10 protein-coding genes are annotated in these 17,636 nt (G+C 72.1%); all 10 read left to right on the top strand.

Translation table 11 applies throughout. The features are described 5' to 3' along the window. Positions 1-183: 183 nt before the first annotated feature. A complete protein-coding gene (locus tag IEZ15_RS38020) occupies positions 184-963 on the top strand; it encodes a thioesterase II family protein (RefSeq protein ID WP_229846391.1) in 780 nt (259 codons plus the stop codon). Between the two features lie 17 nt (positions 964-980). Next, positions 981-1,268: a phosphopantetheine-binding protein gene (locus tag IEZ15_RS38015; protein WP_189281588.1), complete on the top strand. Its 288-nt coding sequence runs from the start codon at positions 981-983 to the stop codon at positions 1,266-1,268. Continuing rightward, positions 1,265-2,656, top strand: a complete 1,392-nt coding sequence (locus tag IEZ15_RS38010) for a TrpB-like pyridoxal phosphate-dependent enzyme (protein ID WP_189281586.1) — start codon at positions 1,265-1,267, stop codon at positions 2,654-2,656. Before IEZ15_RS38015 ends, IEZ15_RS38010 begins: the two co-directional genes overlap by 4 nt. Further along, positions 2,653-3,876, top strand: coding sequence for an acyl-CoA dehydrogenase family protein (locus tag IEZ15_RS38005; RefSeq protein WP_189281584.1), 1,224 nt, complete (start codon positions 2,653-2,655; stop codon positions 3,874-3,876). The genes IEZ15_RS38010 and IEZ15_RS38005 overlap by 4 nt, the downstream gene beginning before the upstream one ends. Beyond that, on the top strand, positions 3,860-5,542 hold the full coding sequence (locus IEZ15_RS38000; protein WP_189281582.1) for an amino acid adenylation domain-containing protein: 1,683 nt from the start codon (positions 3,860-3,862) through the stop codon (positions 5,540-5,542). Before IEZ15_RS38005 ends, IEZ15_RS38000 begins: the two co-directional genes overlap by 17 nt. Beyond that, positions 5,524-6,345: an alpha/beta hydrolase gene (locus IEZ15_RS37995; protein WP_189281580.1), complete on the top strand. Its 822-nt coding sequence runs from the start codon at positions 5,524-5,526 to the stop codon at positions 6,343-6,345. The genes IEZ15_RS38000 and IEZ15_RS37995 overlap by 19 nt, the downstream gene beginning before the upstream one ends. A gap of 16 nt (positions 6,346-6,361) precedes the next feature. Next, positions 6,362-6,727 (top strand): nuclear transport factor 2 family protein, encoded by a 366-nt coding sequence (locus tag IEZ15_RS37990; protein ID WP_189281578.1) that lies wholly within the window; start codon positions 6,362-6,364, stop codon positions 6,725-6,727. 5 nt (positions 6,728-6,732) lie between these two features. Then, positions 6,733-7,581 (top strand): enoyl-CoA hydratase/isomerase family protein, encoded by an 849-nt coding sequence (locus IEZ15_RS37985; protein WP_189281576.1) that lies wholly within the window; start codon positions 6,733-6,735, stop codon positions 7,579-7,581. Further along, positions 7,581-8,525 carry a TauD/TfdA family dioxygenase gene (locus tag IEZ15_RS37980; protein WP_114248252.1) on the top strand — a complete coding sequence of 315 codons (945 nt, stop codon included), beginning with the start codon at positions 7,581-7,583 and terminating at the stop codon, positions 8,523-8,525. Before IEZ15_RS37985 ends, IEZ15_RS37980 begins: the two co-directional genes overlap by 1 nt. Before the next feature lie 283 nt (positions 8,526-8,808). Beyond that, positions 8,809-17,636: non-ribosomal peptide synthetase (locus IEZ15_RS37975; protein WP_189281574.1), on the top strand; the 8,828-nt coding region annotated here is incomplete at its 3' end.

Genomic DNA, 17,636 nt, shown 5'->3' with positions numbered 1-17,636 from the left:
TCATGGACAGAGATTCCATGCGGGGCGATTACAGCCTACGGGAGAGCTGTTCTCGAGACTGGAAGCAATCTGTACGACCAACTGCCCCTGCGCTAAAGGGCAGTGACGGTGGATGAAGAACCGGCTAGGGTGCCGATTCGGAAGTGATCGACGGTTGTTTGCCGCCCGATGGAGAGGCGACCAGTGTCCTCATCCGCAATTCCCGCTCAATGTTCCGAAAGCGTCTGGCTCAAGCGGTTCGAGCCGGTGCCGGCGCCTCGGATCCGACTCGTCTGCCTGCCGCACGCCGGGGGTACCGCGGGCGCATACCACGCCTGGACCCGCGACCTGCCCGCGGACGTGGAGCTCGTCGCCGTGCAGTACCCGGGCCGCCAGGAGCGGCTCGGTGAACCGTGCGTGACGGAGATGGGCACGCTGGCCGACCACGTCACGCGGGCGCTGCTGCCCCTGACCGACCGGCCGTTGGCGCTGTTCGGGCACAGTATGGGCGCGAGCGTGGCGTACGAGGTGGCGCTGCGGCTGATCATCCGTCACCAGGTCTGCCCCCAGATGTTGTTCGTCTCCGCTCAGATCTCACCGCTGCGCCGGGGCGAGGACAAGGAGCTGCATCTGCGCGACGACGAGAGGCTGTTGGCCGGGCTGCGCGCCCTCGGAGGCCTGGAGGACGAGGTGTACGGCGACCCCGACCTGCGGCAGTTGGTGATTCCCTCGCTGCGGTCCGACATGCGGCTCATCGAGAACTACCGGCGCACCCAGGTGCAACGGGTGGACATTCCGGTGACGGCGTACGCGGGTGATTCCGACCCAGAGGTCTCCGCCGCCGACATCGAGGCATGGCGTGACCTCACCACGGCGGAATTCGCGGCGCGCACACTCCCGGGCGGTCATTTCTATCTGCAGGAGCGGCAGGCGGAACTCGTCGCCGATATCGCTGCACGGCTGACTTCGGTCCGCGCCCGGTAGTTCGAAGGGAACCCACGATGAACAGCAATGACTACGAGTTGGCGGGCGTCGTACGGAAGCTCATGGTAGACGTCCTCGACCTTCGGCTGAGCCCGGAGGAGATCAAGGACGGGATGTCGCTCTACTCGCCGACGATTCAGCTCGATTCCCTGAATCTGCTGCAACTGCTGCTGGCGGTCGAGGACGAGTTCGGCGGCCACATCGACGACGAGGATGTCATGGAAGCCGATCTGGAGACCGTCGGCGATCTCATCGGGCTGGTGTCCCGGCATGTGCGGGAGAACCGTTCGGAGGCCGGCGCGTGAAGGCGAACCGCAACCAGTACCTGTTGGACGAGAGCGACGTTCCCACCCACTGGTACAACATCCTGGCCGACCTCGACGTGCCGACGGAGGGCGTGCGCAGGGCCCGACCCGCCCCGAGCACCCCCACGGCCGCGGTGGAACGGCAGGCACCGAACATCCCCCTGTCCATGTACCGGGACAGCGTCGGCGGCAGGCGCCACGTGGAGATCCCCGACGAGGTGCGCCGGCAGTACCAGCGCTGGCGGCCCACCCCCCTGGTGCGCGCCCACGCACTGGAGCGGGCCTTGGACACCCCCGCGCACATCTACTACAAGTACGAGGGTGCCAACGCGGCGGGCAGTCACAAGCTCAACTCCGCGCTGGCGCAGGCGTACTACTACAAGAAGGCCGGCGTCCAGGAACTGACCACGGGCACCGGAGCCGGTCAGTGGGGTACCGCGCTGTCGATGGCCTGCCAGGCGATCGGCCTCGGTTGCACGGTCTTCATGGTCCGGTGCAGCTTCGAGCAGAAGCCGTACCGCCGTGTGCTCATGGAGCTCAACGGAGCCCGGGTGATCCCCAGCCCGAGCGGCACCACCGAGGTCGGCCGTGCACTGCTCGCCGCGTCCCCGGACAGCGAGGGAAGCCTGTCCATCGCCAACGCCGAGGCGATCGAGCACGCCCGGTCGGTGACGGGCGGACGCTTCGCCGTCGGCAGCGGCGAGAACCACGTACTGCTGCACCAGACCGTCATCGGCGAGGAGGCGCTGCGCCAGATGGAAAGGGCGGGCGAGTTCCCCGACGTGGTCATCGCGTCGATGGGGGCGGGCAGCAACTTCGCCGGACTGGCCTTCCCCTTCTACCGGGAGAAGCTGCGCACCGGGACGGACACCCGGCTGGTCGCCGTGGAGCCGGAGGCATGCCCCAAGATGACCAGGGGGCGCTACGCCTGGGACTACAACGACTACTCCGGCACCACGCCGATGACGAAGATGTACACCCTGGGGCACACCTATGTCGCGCCCGGGGTGCACGCCGGCGGTCTGCGCTACCACGGGGCCGCGCCCCTGGTCAGTTTGTTGCACCGGCACGGACGCATGGAGGCCGTGGCCGTCGGGCAGAACGCCGCGTTCGAGGCGGGCGCCCTCTTCGCCCGCACAGAGAACCTCGTGCCTGCCCCCGAGTCCGCGCACGCCGTCCGCGGTGTGATCGACGAGGCCCTACGGGCCCGCGAGGAGCGCCGCGCCACGGTCATCCTGTGCAACATCAGCGGCCACGGCATGCTCGACCTGTCCGCCTACGACCAGTACCTCGCGGGCACGCTCAAGGACCACACGGCCACCGACGAGCAGATCGCGGCCTCGCTGGCGGCCCTCCCGGACGTCGAGCCCGCCGGCGCGGCGTCATGAACCTCAGCCCGACCGAGGAGCAGGTCGCTCTCGGCGAGCGGCTCCGCGACGTGGGCGCCGCACAGCTGGGCGCGGACGTCGAGGCGAGGGAGCGGACTCACAGCCTCCAGCCAGGAGACTGGGAGCGGTGCGCGCGGGCCGGGATCCTCGCGCTGCCCGTGCCGACGACGTACGGCGGGCTCGGACTCGACCCGCTGAGCTGCGCCGTCGGCATGGAGGGCCTCGGCCACGGCTGCCGGGACAACGGCCTGCTGCTCTCCCTCGGCGCCCACATCTGGGCGGTCGAGATCCCGATCCTGGAGTTCGGCACCGAAGAGCAGAAGGAGCGCTACCTGCCCGCGCTGTGCGACGGCCGGATGGTCGGCGCCCACGCGCTCACCGAGCAGGAGGCCGGCTCCGATGCCATGGCGTTGACGGCACAGGCCCGCCGCTGCGGGGACGGCTATGTGCTCAACGGCACCAAACGGTTCGTCACCAACGCGCCGATCGCCGACGTCACCCTCGTCTACGCCACCGTCAACCCGGCCCTCGGGTTCACCGGGGTGACCGCGTTCCTCGTCGACCGGGACACCGAGGGGCTGACCGTGGAGAGCCGGTTCGAGAAGACGGGGATGCGCACCGCGCCTTGGGGGGAGATCACCCTCAGGGACTGCCGTGTCCCGGCCGGCGCCCGGCTCGGCGCCGAGAAGCAGGGGTCGCGCATCCTCGCCCGGGCGATGGCCTGGGAGCGCTCGCTGATTCTGGCCCCGCTGCTCGGTACGATGCGGCGCCAGATCGAGCAGTGCGTGCAGTACGCCAGGAGCCGCAGCCAGTTCGGCAAGAACATCGGCCGGTTCGAGTCGGTCGCGCACCGGATCGTCGACATGCAGCTCCGGCTGGAGGCGGCGCGGCTGCTGACCCACCAGGCGGCCTGGAAGCTGGGCCTCCAGGATGCCTCGTACGCCCCCGAGGCGGCGAAACTGACCACCAGCGAAGCAGCCGTGGCGACCTTCCTCGACGCCATGCAGGTGTACGGCGGGCTCGGCTACACCACCGACACAGACATCGAGCGGAACCTCCGTGACGCCCTGGGCACCCGCATCTCGTCGGGCACCTCGGACCTCCAACGGGTGCTGATGGCCGAGAAGATGGGGATCACTGCCAGGGCGCGCCGCACGCCCCCGCCGCGGCCGGCGGCCGTTGCCCAGCGCGGGGGTGAGCGGCATGCCGACGCTCGTTGACGCCCTGGCGCGGTCGGTGGCCGAGCACCCCACAGGTGAGGCGGTCAGACTGCGCGGCCGCTCCCTCGACTACGCCGGTCTCGACCGGGCCAGCAGCGCCCTCGCCGCCACGATGCGTGAGGCGGGCGTGGTCCCGGGCGACCGGGTCGGGCTGTGGCTGGGCAAGTCGGTGGAGACCGTCGTGGCCGTGCACGCCGTGCTCAAGTGCGGTGCCGCGTATGTGCCCGTGGACCCGGCGGCGCCGCCCGCCCGCGCCGCGTACATCCTCAAGGACTGCGCGGTGGCCTGCCTGGTCACGGACCGCGTACGGCTCGACCTGCTCGCACCGGATACGCAGGGGCAGAGCACGGACGGGCAGGGCGGCAGGGACGGCCACGGCACGGACGGGCCGGGGACGGACGGCTGGTCGGCTGCGGTCCGGCTCGTCGTGGTCGTCGACGAGGAGGAGGCCGAGGACGGGCAGGCGACGGACGCCGCACCAGCCGTCGCCGTCCCCCCTCGCCTCGGCTGGGGCCGGGCGGCGCGGCGGCCCGTCCCCAAAGGGTTCCGGCCCGCCTCCGTGGCCCCCGGCGACCTGGCCTACGTCCTCTACACCTCCGGTTCGACCGGCGTCCCCAAGGGCGTCATGCTCTCCCACCGCAACGCCCGCGCCTTCGTCGAGTGGGCCGTCGCGGAGTTCCGCATCACGTCCGATGACCGGCTCGCCTCCCACGCACCCGTCCACTTCGATCTGTCGGTCTTCGACATCTTCGCGGCGGCGGGCACCGGAGCCTGTCTCGTCCTCGTCCCGGAGAACCACAAGGCCCTCGGCATGGCGCTGAACCGGCTCGTAGTGGCCGAGAAGATCAGCGTCTGGTACTCGGTCCCGGGCGCGCTGGTGCGGATGCTCGACGCGAGGAACAGCGGCGAACTCGCCTCCTGCGGGCTGCGGACGGTGCTGTTCGCGGGCGAGGCGTTCCCGCTCAAGCACCTCAGAAGGCTGCGCGGCGTGCTCGGCGGGGCGGAGCTCTACAACCTCTACGGGCCGACCGAGACCAACGTCTGCACCTTCCACCGGGTCACCGACGAGGACCTGGCACCGGACCGCGTCGCGCCGCCGCCCATCGGCACCCCCTGCCCGTACGCCACCACCACCCTGCTCGACGCGGACGGCCGCGCCATACCGGACGCACCGGGCGCCGAGGGCGAACTCGCGGTCCGCGGCGACTCGGTGATGCTCGGCTACTGGACGTCCGCGGGCCCGCCCGCCGAGCCCGCGCCGGTCCACCGGACCGGGGACATCGTCAGGTCCGACGGCGCGCGGACCTACACGTTCGCCGGGCGGCGCGACCACATGGTCAAGGTCCGCGGCTACCGGATCGAGCCGGAGGAGATCGAGGCGACGCTGCTGGCGCTGCCCGAGGTCCACGAGACGGTCTGCATGGCCGTCGGGGCCGGGGAGGACGACGTACGCCTGGAGGCGTTCGTGGTGCCGGAGTCCGGGGCGTCGATCGACGAGGCACGGCTGCACCACCACTGTGCCCGGACCCTGCCGCGTTACATGGTCCCGGCCCGCTTCGCCGTCGTGGACGGTCTTCCCCGTACGTCGACGGGCAAGGCCGACCGGCGGGCGCTCGCCGCCGCGGCGGCCCGGAGCGAGGAGGGGCCATGCACACCCGAGTCATGACGCCGTGCTGGCCCAGCCGGGCGCTGGGCCGTGACAAGCGGGTCAACGTCGTGCTGCCCGACACGTACACGAACCACGGCCCCGCCCACCCGGTGTTGTACCTCCTGCACGGCTACGGCGGCGGGCGGGACACCTGGCTGCGCCGTTCCGTGCTGTGCCAGGCCCTGGCGGGCAGCCGGCTGATCGTCGTCCTGCCGGAGAGCGGCCGCCGCTGGTTCATCAACGACCACGCCGGGCAGCGGTACGAGGACTATCTCGTCGAGGACCTCGTGGCGAGCGTGAACAACGAGTTCAACACGGTGGCCCGCCGCGAGGGCCAGGCGGTCGGCGGGTTCTCCATGGGGGGCGCCGCCGCGCTGTTCCTGGCGCTGCGGCACCGTGGGCTGTTCGGCGCGGCCGCCGCGCACGCCGGTGCCTTCGAGGCGGGTACGCGCATCGGCGACCCGTACGCCGCGTTCCGCGGGGACCCCGGCTTCGCCATGCCCACGGAAGAGGTCCACGAGCGGGTCTGGGGCCCGCCGGGCAGCGCCACCCGTCGGCTCTACGATCCGCGCCGGCTGGCCGGCGGGCCGAACGACGGCCCCCGTCCGGCTTTTTACCTCGACGTGGGCACCGGCGACCACAACCGCGTGATCGGGATGAATCGCCGTACACGGGACACGCTGCGGGAGCAGGGCTGGCGGCCGGAGTACCACGAGCGGCAGGGCGGTCACGACTGGGACTTCGTGAACCGCGCCCTGCCCGAATCGCTGAAATTCGTGATGCATCACCTTTCCGGAGCGACTGCTGAGGAACGACTGTGAACGGGGTGTCTGCTGCGTGATCTTCGTCGAGGAAGCCATACGTCTGGTCGAGCGGTACTACGACCTGGTCGACCAGAATGACATTCCTGGTCTTGTGTCGCTGTTCACGACGGATGTGGTGTACGAGCGGCCGGGATATCCGCCCCTGCGCGGAATCGGTGAACTGGAGCGGTTCTACCGGCAGGACCGTGTCATCGAATCAGGAACACATTCACTGCGCGGAGTCGTGACGAACAAGGAACTGATCGCCGTGCACGGCGATTTCGAGGGCCGGCTCAAGAACGGGAAAGACGTGTGCGTACGGTTCGCGGATTTCTTCCAGGTCGCCCAGGACGGTCTCTTCCGCCGGCGTGACACCTACTTCTTCAGCCCCCAGGTGTGAGCGGCATGACCGAGGAACACGGCCCGCTCCTGGTGACCCGCCCCTCTCCGGAGATCGTCGTTGCCGCCCTGCACCGGCCGCACCGGAAGAACGCCCTGACCGAGGGGATGTTCCGGGCGCTCGCGGACCTCTGCGCCGAGCTGCGCGTGGACACCAGCGCGTGCGTGCTCGTCCTGACCGGGACGGGGACGGACTTCTGCTCCGGGTACGACCTCGACGAGGCAGGACGGATCGCCGCCCTGCCCCCGGCGGAGCTGCTCGGCCTGCTCGAACGGCAGTCGGCCGCGGTGACCGGGCTGCGCGACATCCCGCAGCCGGTGCTCGCAGCAGTGGACGGCGTCGCGGTCGGCGCCGGGCTCTCCCTCGCGCTCGCCGCCGACCTGCGGGTCGTGACCGCCCGCGCCCGGCTGCGGGCCTCCTTCGTGAACATGGGCCTGTCCGGCGGGGACATGGGTGCCTCGTGGCTGCTGCCCAGGCTCACCGGGCTCGGCTTCGCCTCGGAGATGATGCTCACCGGCAGGTTCGTCGCCGCGGACGAGGCCCTGGACCAAGGCCTGGCGAACACGGTGACCGACCCGGACGACCTGCACAGCACCGTCCTCGACCTGGCCCGGCGGATCGCCGCGCACAGCCCGGTCGCGGTGGCCCTGACCAAGCGCGTCCTCCAGGCCAACGCCGACGCTCCCTCACTGGCCGTCGCCCTCGAACGGGAGGCGCCGCTCCAGACCGTGGCCGCCCGGTCGCCCCGGATCCGGCAGGCCGTCGCGGACTTCCGCTCGTCGAGGGCCGCCGGGAACACCGAGAACGCGCCGGACGCCGTCCCCCTGACACCTACGACACCTACGGAGAACTGATGGTCGACACCGCCCGGACCTGGCGGCCCCTGGAGGTGGAGCCGGGCAGCTTCGGCGTACCGGCGAGCCCCGAGGGGCTGGCGGAGTTCCTGCGGGGGCAGGACGTGACGGAGCTGCTGACCCGGGAGAAGGCCGTGGTCTTCCGGGGGTTCGGGACCAGCGCGGAGTCGGCGTCGTACGACATGGCGGCCGATCTGCTGCTGCCGAACCGGCTGGCGTACGTGCACGGCAACTCGCCCCGGACCAAGGTCGGCAGGAACGTCTACACCTCGACCGAGTACCCGGCCGAGTTCGAGATCTCCATGCACAACGAGATGTCGTACAGCCACACCTGGCCCCGGCGCATCCTGTTCTGCTGCGCCTGTGCGGCTGCGACGGGCGGGGCCACGCCCGTCGTCGACGGGGCGCTCTGGCTCGCGTCCCTGGACCCGGAGGTACGCGCGGCCTTCGCGTCCGGCGTGCGCTACACGCAGAACCTGCACGACGGGATGGGGTTCGGCAAGAGCTGGCAGGCGACCTTCGAGACCGAGGAGCGGGACGAGGCCGAGGCGTTCCTCGACGGTACGGGCGCCCAGTGGCGGTGGCTCGCCGACGGTTCGCTGCGGATCGGACGGACCGCGCCCGCGACGGTCGAACACCCCGTCACGGGAACCGAGGTGTGGTTCAACCAGGCCGACCAGTGGCACCCCGCCGGGGTCGGCGAGGAAGCGGCGCTGCTGGCGGAGATGCTGCCCGAGGACGAACTGCCGCAGAGCGTCTGCTTTGCCGACGGCAGCCCCATCCCCGCCGAGTACATCACCCACGTCCAGGAGACCGGGCTGCGCCTGGCGGTCGACGTGGACTGGCGGCGGGGAGACCTGCTCCTGGTCGACAACGTGGCCGCGGCCCACGGCCGCCGGTCCTACACCGGCGAACGCCGGGTGCTGGTGGCCATGTCGGACTAGCCGCACGCCCGGCCACCGGCAGGCGGGGCCGATGAAATACCCTGCCGAATTCCTCGCGCGGCAGATATCCGTATAGCGGCCGTCCAGGTGTACAGGACACCCCCTGGATAGTGTCACGGAAGTGAGTAATGGGTAGACGGGCGCCGGTCGGAGCGAGTTCAGTCCGAATGATCAGGGCACATGATTCAGCACGGTCAATTCCCTCTCCACATCGTGCGCGTGTCCACGGCGGAGAGCCCCGTCCTCCTTGAGTTGCCCCCCATCAGGTGAATGTCGAGGAGCTATGGATCGATCGCGGTCTTTCGCCGATGCCGAGCAGGAACTCACGCCGGCCGATGCGCGGGAATTCCCGCTGACCGGTGCGCAGGCAGGAGTCTGGTTCGCGCAGCGGGTCGATCCGGACCTGGCGATCTTCCGGGCCTCCGAATACCTGGAGATCCACGGGTCGGTGGACCCCGAGCTCTTCGAGCGGGCCCTGCGCCAGGTGACCGACGAGACCGACACCCTGCACATCGCGTTCCTGGACACCGACGACGGACCGCGGCAGCGGATCGGCGTGAGGCCCGACTGGCGGCTGAACGTCGTCGACGTCTCCGCCGAGGCCGATCCGCGGCGCGCCGCCGTGGAGTGGATGGAGCGGGACCTCGGCCGGCCGATGGAGCTCACCGAGGCACCGCTGTTCACCTACGCGCTCTTCCGGATCGCCGCGGACCGCTGGTACTGGTACCACGCGTACCACCACATCCTCCTCGACGGGGTGGGCGCCGGACTGCTCGTCCGCAGGGTCGCACAGGTCTATACGGCACTGGTGGAGGGCCGGGACCCGGGCCCCGCGCCCTTCGAGTCCGTGCGCACCCTGCTCACCGAGGACCTCGCCTACCGCCGGTCGCCCGAGTTCGCCGCAGACCGGGAGTTCTGGCTCGGGCAGTACGCCGACCGGCCCGATCCGGTGGCCCTGTCGCCCCGCCCGCTACGGCCCACCGCGGACTTCATCCGGCGCAGCGCCCACCTGCCCGCCGAGGTCCACCGCGCCTTGACGGAGGCGGCCGAGCGGGCCGGTGTCTCCCGGTCCCGGATCATCGTCGCCGCCACCGCCGCGTTCCTGCACCGGATGACCGGGAACCCGGAGGTGATCCTCGGTCTCTCGGTGACCGGCCGGACCAGCGAACGGTCCTTCAAGGCGCCCGGCATGGCGGCGAACGTCCTGCCGCTGCGCGTCCCGGTCGACCCCGCCATGACGGTCCGGGCACTCCTGGACGGCGCGCGGTCCGCCGTGCGGGGGGTGATGAGCCACCAGCGCTACCGGGGCGAGGAACTCCGCGGCGACCTGGGGCTGCCCAGGGACCACCGCAGGTACTTCGGACCGCAGCTCAACATCGTGCCGTTCGACTACGACGTGCGCTTCGCCGGCAGCCGGGCGGACGCCCACAACATGTCGCAGCGCCTCATCGAGGACCTGGCGATATCGGTATACGACCGGGTCGGCGACCGCGGGATCCGGGTGGACTTCGACGCCCACCCCGGGCTGTACGACGCCGGTGAACTCGCCGCCCACCAGGACCGCTACATCGACTTCCTCGGACGCATGGCACGCGCGTCGGCCGAGCCCAGCACCTTCGTGGGGCGCGTCGGCCTGCTCGGCGACGAGGAGTACGCGGCCGCGGTGCCGCCGCCCACCGCCCCCCACGAGCCGGGCCCCACGCTGCCCGCCCTCTTCGAGCAGCAGGTGCGCCGGACGCCCGCGGTCACCGCCGTCGAGTGCGAGGGCACCACGCTCGACTACGCGGAACTCAACAGCAGGGCCAACCGCCTCGCCCGGCTGCTGGCGGCCCGGGGCGTCGGGCACGAGGACCGGGTAGCGCTGCTCCTGCCCCGTTCGGAGCTGTTCGCCGTCGCCGCGCTCGGCGTGCTGAAGGCGGGCGCCGCGTACGTGCCCGTCGACCCCGGCTACCCCGCGCGGCGCATCGGCCACATCCTCGACGACGCCGCGCCCACCTGCGTCGTGGTGGCGGCCGGCACCGCCTCCCTGGTGGCCGGTACGGACGCCCCCACCCTCGTGCTCGACGCGCCCGACACCACGGCCTCGCTCGGGGGGTACGCGGCCGACGACCTCACCGACGCGGAGCGCACGGCCCCGCTGACCGCGGACTGCCCCGCGTACGTGATCTACACCTCGGGCTCCACCGGGCAGCCCAAGGGCGTCGTCGTCACCCACGCCGGCATCCCGAACCTGACGCGGGCCGTCGTCGCGCACCTCGGGGTGCGGCCGGGCAGCCGGGTGCTGCAGTTCGCGTCCATGGGCTTCGACGCCGTGGTCCTCGAACTGTGCATGAGCCTGCTGACCGGGGCGACCCTGGTGTTCGCCCCGGGAGAGAGGCTGCTGCCCGGCCACCCGCTGGCCGAGTTCACCCGGCAGGCCGGCATCACCCACGCCCTGCTGCCGCCGTCCTCGCTGGCCGTACTGGACCCGGAGGGCGACCTGCCGCCGGACATGGCCTTCTTCGTGGGCGGCGAGGCGTGCCCCGCCGAGGTGGCCGCCCGCTGGTCGGCCAAGCACCTCGTGGTCAACGCCTACGGACCCACGGAGATCACCGTGGCCGCCACCATGAGCGGGCCGCTCACCGGTGACGGGGAGCCGCCCATCGGCGGCGCCCTCGACGGGACGTGCGTTCACGTGCTCGACTCCGGGCTCGCCCCGGTGCCGCCCGGCGTGCCGGGAGAGCTGTATGTCGCGGGCACCGGAGTCGCCCGCGGTTACCTCGGCCGTCCGGCGCTCAGCGGCGAGCGCTTCGTCGCCAACCCCTTCGGGGCCCCCGGCGAGCGCATGTACCGCACCGGGGACCTGGTGCGCCAACGCCGCGACGGGACACTGGAGTTCGTCGGCCGCGCGGACGAACAGGTCAAGATCCGCGGCTACCGGATCGAGCCCGGCGAGGCCGAAAACGCCCTGCTGAGGCTGCCCGCCGTCGCCCAGGCCGCCGTCGTCGTACGTCCGGACGCGAACGGCGCCCCCGCGCTCGCCGCGTACCTCGTGCCGATCGACGGCGCCGCCGTCGATCCTGCCGCGGTACGGGACGAACTCGCCGAGCTGCTCCCGGCCTATCTGGTCCCCGCGACCTTCACGGTCCTCGACGCGATACCGGTCACCCCCAACGGAAAGACCGACCGCAAGGCGCTGCCGGACCCGGTCGCCGCGGAGGAAAGCTCCGGCACCGCACCGCGCAACGCGCGCGAGAGCGCCCTGTGCGCGCTCTTCGCCCAGGTGCTCAAGACCGAACGCGTCAACATCGACGACAACTTCTTCGACCTGGGCGGACACTCTCTCCAAGTGGCCCGCCTGGTGCTGCTGATCCGTTCCGGGCTCGGCGTCGAGTGCGGCGTCGAGACGGTTTTCGACGCGCCGACCGTACGCGAGCTGACCGCACGCCTCACGGGCGAGGCGGGCACGGCGGACGCGTCCACCGGGCCGGTGCCCGTACCGCGCGACGGCGACCTGGAACTCTCTTTCGCCCAGCGGCGGTTGTGGTTCATCGGCCGCCTCGACGGGCCGAGCGCCGCCTACCACATCCCCCTCGTCCTCACCCTGGACGGCGCCCTGGACGGCGGCGCGCTGGAAGCCGCGCTCGGCGACCTCACCGACCGCCACGAGAGCCTGCGCACCCTCTACCGGGAGCGGGCCGGCGTGCCGGTCCAGCACATTGTCGACGCGGGCCCCGCGTCCCGGCCGCGGCTGTCGCTCGCAGACTCCGACGACGACCGGCTGTACGACGAGCTCACCGCGGCCGTGGCCCGGCCCTTCGACCTCGCCTCCGAACCCCCACTGCGCGCCACGCTGTTCTCCCTCGCCCCCGACCGGCACGTGCTGCTCCTGTTGCTGCACCACATCGCGGCCGACGCCGAGTCGTTCGGTCCGCTGCTGCGCGACCTGACCGCCGCATACACGGCGCGCCGGGACGGACACGCGCCGGACCTCGCCCCGCTGCCCGTGCAGTACGCCGACTACGCCGTCTGGCAGCGCCGCGCCCTCGGCGACGAGACGGACCCCGACAGCGTCGTCGCCAGGCAGGCCGACTTCTGGAAGCGGGCACTGGCCGGGCTGCCGGACCACATCGACCTGCCCTTCGACCGGCCGCACTCGGCCGGCGCGGGCGCCGTGCCCTCGGGACACCTGGTGCTCCGCCTGGACGCGGAGCCGCACCGCCGTATCGCCAAGCTCGCCCGGGCCACCGGCGCCAGCACGTTCATGGTGCTCCAGACCGCGCTTGCGGTCACGCTGAGCAGGCACGGCGCGGGTGACGACATCGCAGTCGGCGCCCCGGTGGCCAGCCGTCCCGACGAGGCCCTGGCCGACCTGGTCGGCTTCTTCGCCAACACGGTGGTGCTGCGCACCGACACCTCCGGCGACCCCACCTTCCGTGAACTGCTCGCGCGGACACGGGAGTTCTCGCTCGCCGCCTACGACCACCAGGACCTGCCGTTCGAGCGGCTCGTCGAGACCCTCAACCCGGCGCGCTCGATGTCCCGGCACCCGCTCTTCCAGGTGATGCTGTCGATGGACAGCTCCCGGCGCGCGCTGCCGTCCGTCGCCGGACTGGAGCTGGGGCTGCTCGACCTGCCCGCGGGCAACGCGAAGTTCGATCTGTCGCTCAACGTCCGCGAGGCTCTCACCGCCGACGGCGCCGCGGACGGCCTGCTGATCGCCCTGGAGTACCGGGCCGACGTCTTCGAACAGGCCACCGCCGAAGCCCTGTTGGCCAGGTACGGCCGGCTGCTGAGGGCCTTCGCCGCCGACCCGGACACCCGGATCGGCCGTGTCCCCCTCCTTGACGCACAGGAGCACCGGCGTCTGCTGCGGGAGTGGAACGAGACCGCCGCGGCCGAGTCCCTCCACGACGTGGTCGCCCGCGTCCGGTCGCTGGCCGCCCAACAGCCGTCCGCCGTCGCGGTCACCGACGAGGACGGCGACCTCACCTACCGAGAACTCGTCGACCACACCGACAACCTGGCCGCCCGCATCCAGGAGTCGGGCGCCGCTCCCGAGACGCTCGTCGCGGTCCTCGCCGACCGCGGCCGTCTGCCCGTCGTCGGGTTCCTGGCCGCCCTCGCGGCCTCGGCCGCGTACCTCCCGCTGGACACCGACGCGCCGGCCGAACGCTCGGCCGAACTGCTGACCGACGCGGACGCGCCCCTGCTGCTGGCCGGCCCGGAGCACGGCGACCTCGCCGACGCCATCGCGGCGGCCGCCGGACGCCCGGTGACGGTCCTGCGGATCGGGGAGCCCGGCATCGCGCGCCCGGCACGACCGGCGGCCCCGGTCGCCGACCAGCTGGCGTACACCATCTTCACCTCGGGTTCCACGGGCCGCCCCAAGGGCGCGATGGTGCACCACCGCGGCATGAACAACCACCTGCTGGCCAAGGTCGGGGACCTCGGCCTCACCGCGACGGACACCGTCGTGCAGAACGCCCCGCTGACCTTCGACATCTCCATCTGGCAGATGATCTCCCCGCTGCTCGTCGGCGGTCGGACGTTCGCCGTGGGCAGGGCGGTCGCGGCGGACCCGGACGAGCTCTTCCGGTGGGTGGTCCGCGAGCGGGCGACCGTCCTGGAAGTGGTGCCCTCGCTGCTGCGCGCCGCGCTGGAGGCCTGGGACGAGGACACCCCCGTACCCGCTCTGCCGGATCTGCGGTGGCTGGTCGTCACCGGCGAGGAGCTGCCCGGCGAGCTGTGCCGCCGCTGGTGCGCCCGCTTCCCGGCGATCCCGGTCGTCAACGCCTATGGCCCCACCGAGTGTTCGGACGACGTCACCCACGCTGTCATCACCCGCGACCAGGGAGCCGGGCGCACGACCGCGCCGATCGGCCGGGCGATCCGCAACACCCGCCTGTACGTGCTCAGCGACGAGCTCCAGCCCGTACCGGTCGGCGTGGTGGGCGACCTGTACGTCGCGGGCGTCGGCGTGGGGCGCGGCTATCTCGGTGACCCGGCCAGGACCGCGCACACCTTCGTGGCCGACCCGTACGGGACCGGGGGCGGCAGGCTGTACCGCACCGGAGACCGGGTGCGGTATCTGCCGGACGGACAGCTGGAGTTCCTCGGCCGCCGGGACAACCAGGTAAAGATCCGGGGCCGGCGCATCGAGCTCGGCGAGGTCGAGGCGCGGCTGCGCGAACAGCCCGGGGTGAAGGACGCCGTCGCCACTGTGACGACGGGCCCCGGCGGCCTCCCGCGGCTCGTCGCCCACGTGGTGGGGGACGCGGACCCCCGGGCGGTTCGCGAGGCGCTGGCCCGCGCGCTGCCCGACCACCTGGTGCCCTCGGCGGTGCACGCCCTGGAGGCCATACCGCTCACCCCCAACGGGAAGACCGACCGCAAGGCGCTGGCGACACCCGAGGAGCCCGGCGGGCCGGCCACGGCGGGCCGGGCCCCGCGGACCGCGCAGGAAGAGCTGCTGTGCATGCTGTTCGCCGACGTCCTCGGCGTCGGCCGGGTCGGGGTGGACGACAACTTCTTCGAGCTGGGCGGACATTCGCTGCTCGCCACTCGCCTGATGTCCCGGATCCGCTCGGTGCTCGGCCTGGAGGCACGGGTCGCCGCGGTCTTCGAGGCGCCGACCCCGGCCGCCCTGGCGGCGCGCCTCATGGCCACCGGCCGGCCCCGCCCGGGCCTGGTGCGCCGCGACCGGCCCGAGGCGCTGCCGCTGTCGCACGTCCAGCGTGGGCTGTGGTTCATCAACCGGCTGGAGACCACGCAGGGCACCTACAACATCCCGTTCGTGGTGCGCCTGACCGGTGAACTGGACACGCGGGCGCTCGAAGCGGCGTTCGCCGCGGTGGTGGCCCGGCACGAGAGTCTGCGGACCGTCTTCCCGGAGGTCGACGGCGAACCCCGCCAGGTCGTCCTCGACCTCGCCGCGGCCGCCCCGGCCCTGACCGTGGTCGACGCCGTGGGGCAGGACCCGGCCGCGCCGATCGCCCGGGCCGCAGGGGAGGGCTTCGACCTCGTCACGCAACCACCGCTGCGCACCACCCTGTTGAGGACCGGCGAGCGCGAGCACGTGCTGGTCGTCGTCGTGCACCACATCGCCGGCGACGGCTGGTCGTCGGCGCCGCTGGCCCGCGACCTGTCCGAGGCGTACGCAGCCGCCCTCGACGGCGAGACGCCCGCTTGGGAGCCCCTCCCGGTGCAGTACGCCGACTACGTCCTGTGGCAGAACGAGCTGCTCGGTGACGATTCAGATCCGGACAGTCTCATCAGTCGTCAACTCGCCTATTGGACCGCAAAGTTGGCAAACCTGCCGGAGGAACTGCCGCTGCCCTTCGACCGGTCGCGGCCGGTCGGGACCGGACTGCCGGGCGGCCGCGTCCCCTTCCGGCTGACCGCCGGAACGCACCGCGCGCTGCTCCGGCTGGCCCGGGAGCGCGGCGCCACCCCGTTCATGGTCCTGCACACCGCGCTCACGGCGCTGCTGTCCCGGCTCGGCGCCGGTACCGACATCCCGGTGGGCACCTCCGTGCACGGCCGCGGCGAGGAAGCCCTCGACCCTCTCGTCGGCTACTTCATCAACTCCCTGGTGCTGCGCGTGGACAGCGCGGGCGACCCCACCTTCGAGGAGCTCCTGGAGCGGGTCCGGCAGGCCGACGTCGCCGCCTTCGCCCACCAGGACCTGCCCTTCGAGCGGCTGGTCGCGGCCCTCAACCCGCGGCGCGTGCTCAACCGGCACCCGCTCTTCCAGGTGAAGCTGCTGCTGCAGAACCTGACCCGCGCCGACTTCACGCTGCCCGAACTGGCCGCCGAGGCGCTGGACCACGACCCCGACATGGCCAAGACCGACCTCCAGTTCAGCCTCTCCGAGACCTTCGACGGGCACGGCGAACCCGCCGGTGTCGAAGGGTCGGTGGGCTACTCGGCCGACCTGTTCGACCGGTCCACGGTGGAGTCGTTCGCGTCCCGCCTGGTCCGCCTCCTGGAGGCCGCCCTTGCCGACCCCGGCAGCCGGCTCGGCGCCCTCGACGTCCTTGACCCGGCCGAGCGGCACGAACTCCTGGTGACCCGCAACGACACCGCCCATCAGGTGCCGGACACCACGCTGGCGCAGCTGTTCCAGGAGCGTGCGGCGCTCGCCCCGGACGCCCCCGCCGTCGTCGACGGCACGCTCCGCCTGACGTACGCCCAGCTCGACGCGCGCGCCAACCGGCTCGCCCGGCTGCTGGCCGAGCGGGGCGCGGGAACCGAGACGCTGATCGCCCTCGCGCTGCCGCGGTCGGCCGACGCGGTGGCCGCGATGCTGGCCGTGGGCAAGGCCGGCGCCGCGTATCTGCCGCTCGACGCGGACCAGCCGGGTACCCGGCTGGCCGCGGTGCTCGCGGACGCCCGGCCCGCCCTCCTGGTGACCTCGACCGGGACACTGGCCGGCACCCCCGCGCTGGCCGAGGCGGACCTCCCGCTGCTGCTCCTGGACACGGACGACACGGTCGCCGCGCTGTCCGGGCGGCCCGCCGACCCGCCGCGGGTGAACGGCCGGGCGGATGACGCCGCGTACGTCATCTACACCTCGGGCTCCACCGGCCGCCCCAAGGGCGTCGTGGTCGAACAGCGCTCCCTGGTCAACTACGCGCTGCACTGCGTGGCCCGGTACCCGGGCCTCGCCGGGCGGACCCTGCTGCACTCGCCGCTCTCCTTCGACCTCGGACTCACTGCTCTGTACGGCACGCTGCTCGCCGGCGGCTGCCTGTACGTCGCCGACCTCGACGAGCGGCTGGACGTGCCGGGCGGCCTCACCTTCGCCAAGGTCACCCCGTCGCACCTGCCCATCCTGGAGACGCTGCCGGAGGTTTTCGTGCCCACCGCCCAACTCGTCGTCGGCGGCGAGGCGTTGCGCGCCGACCAGCTGACCGCGTGGCGCGTCGCGCACCCCGAGGCGGACGTCGTCAACCACTACGGCCCGACCGAGACCACCGTGGGCTGCCTGGACCACCACATCCCGGCGGGGACACCTCTCGCTGACGGTTCTGTGGTGGTGGGTGGTCCTTTGTGGAATACGCGGGTGTATGTGCTGGATGGTGGTTTGGGTGTGGTGCCGTTCGGTGTGGTGGGTGAGTTGTATGTGGG

The sequence above is a fragment of the Streptomyces atratus genome (assembly GCF_014648655.1).
Classification (GTDB): Bacteria; Actinomycetota; Actinomycetes; order Streptomycetales; family Streptomycetaceae; genus Streptomyces; species Streptomyces atratus.
Note: the sequence above shows the minus strand (reverse complement) of the source record. Positions and strands in the feature narration are given on the sequence as shown.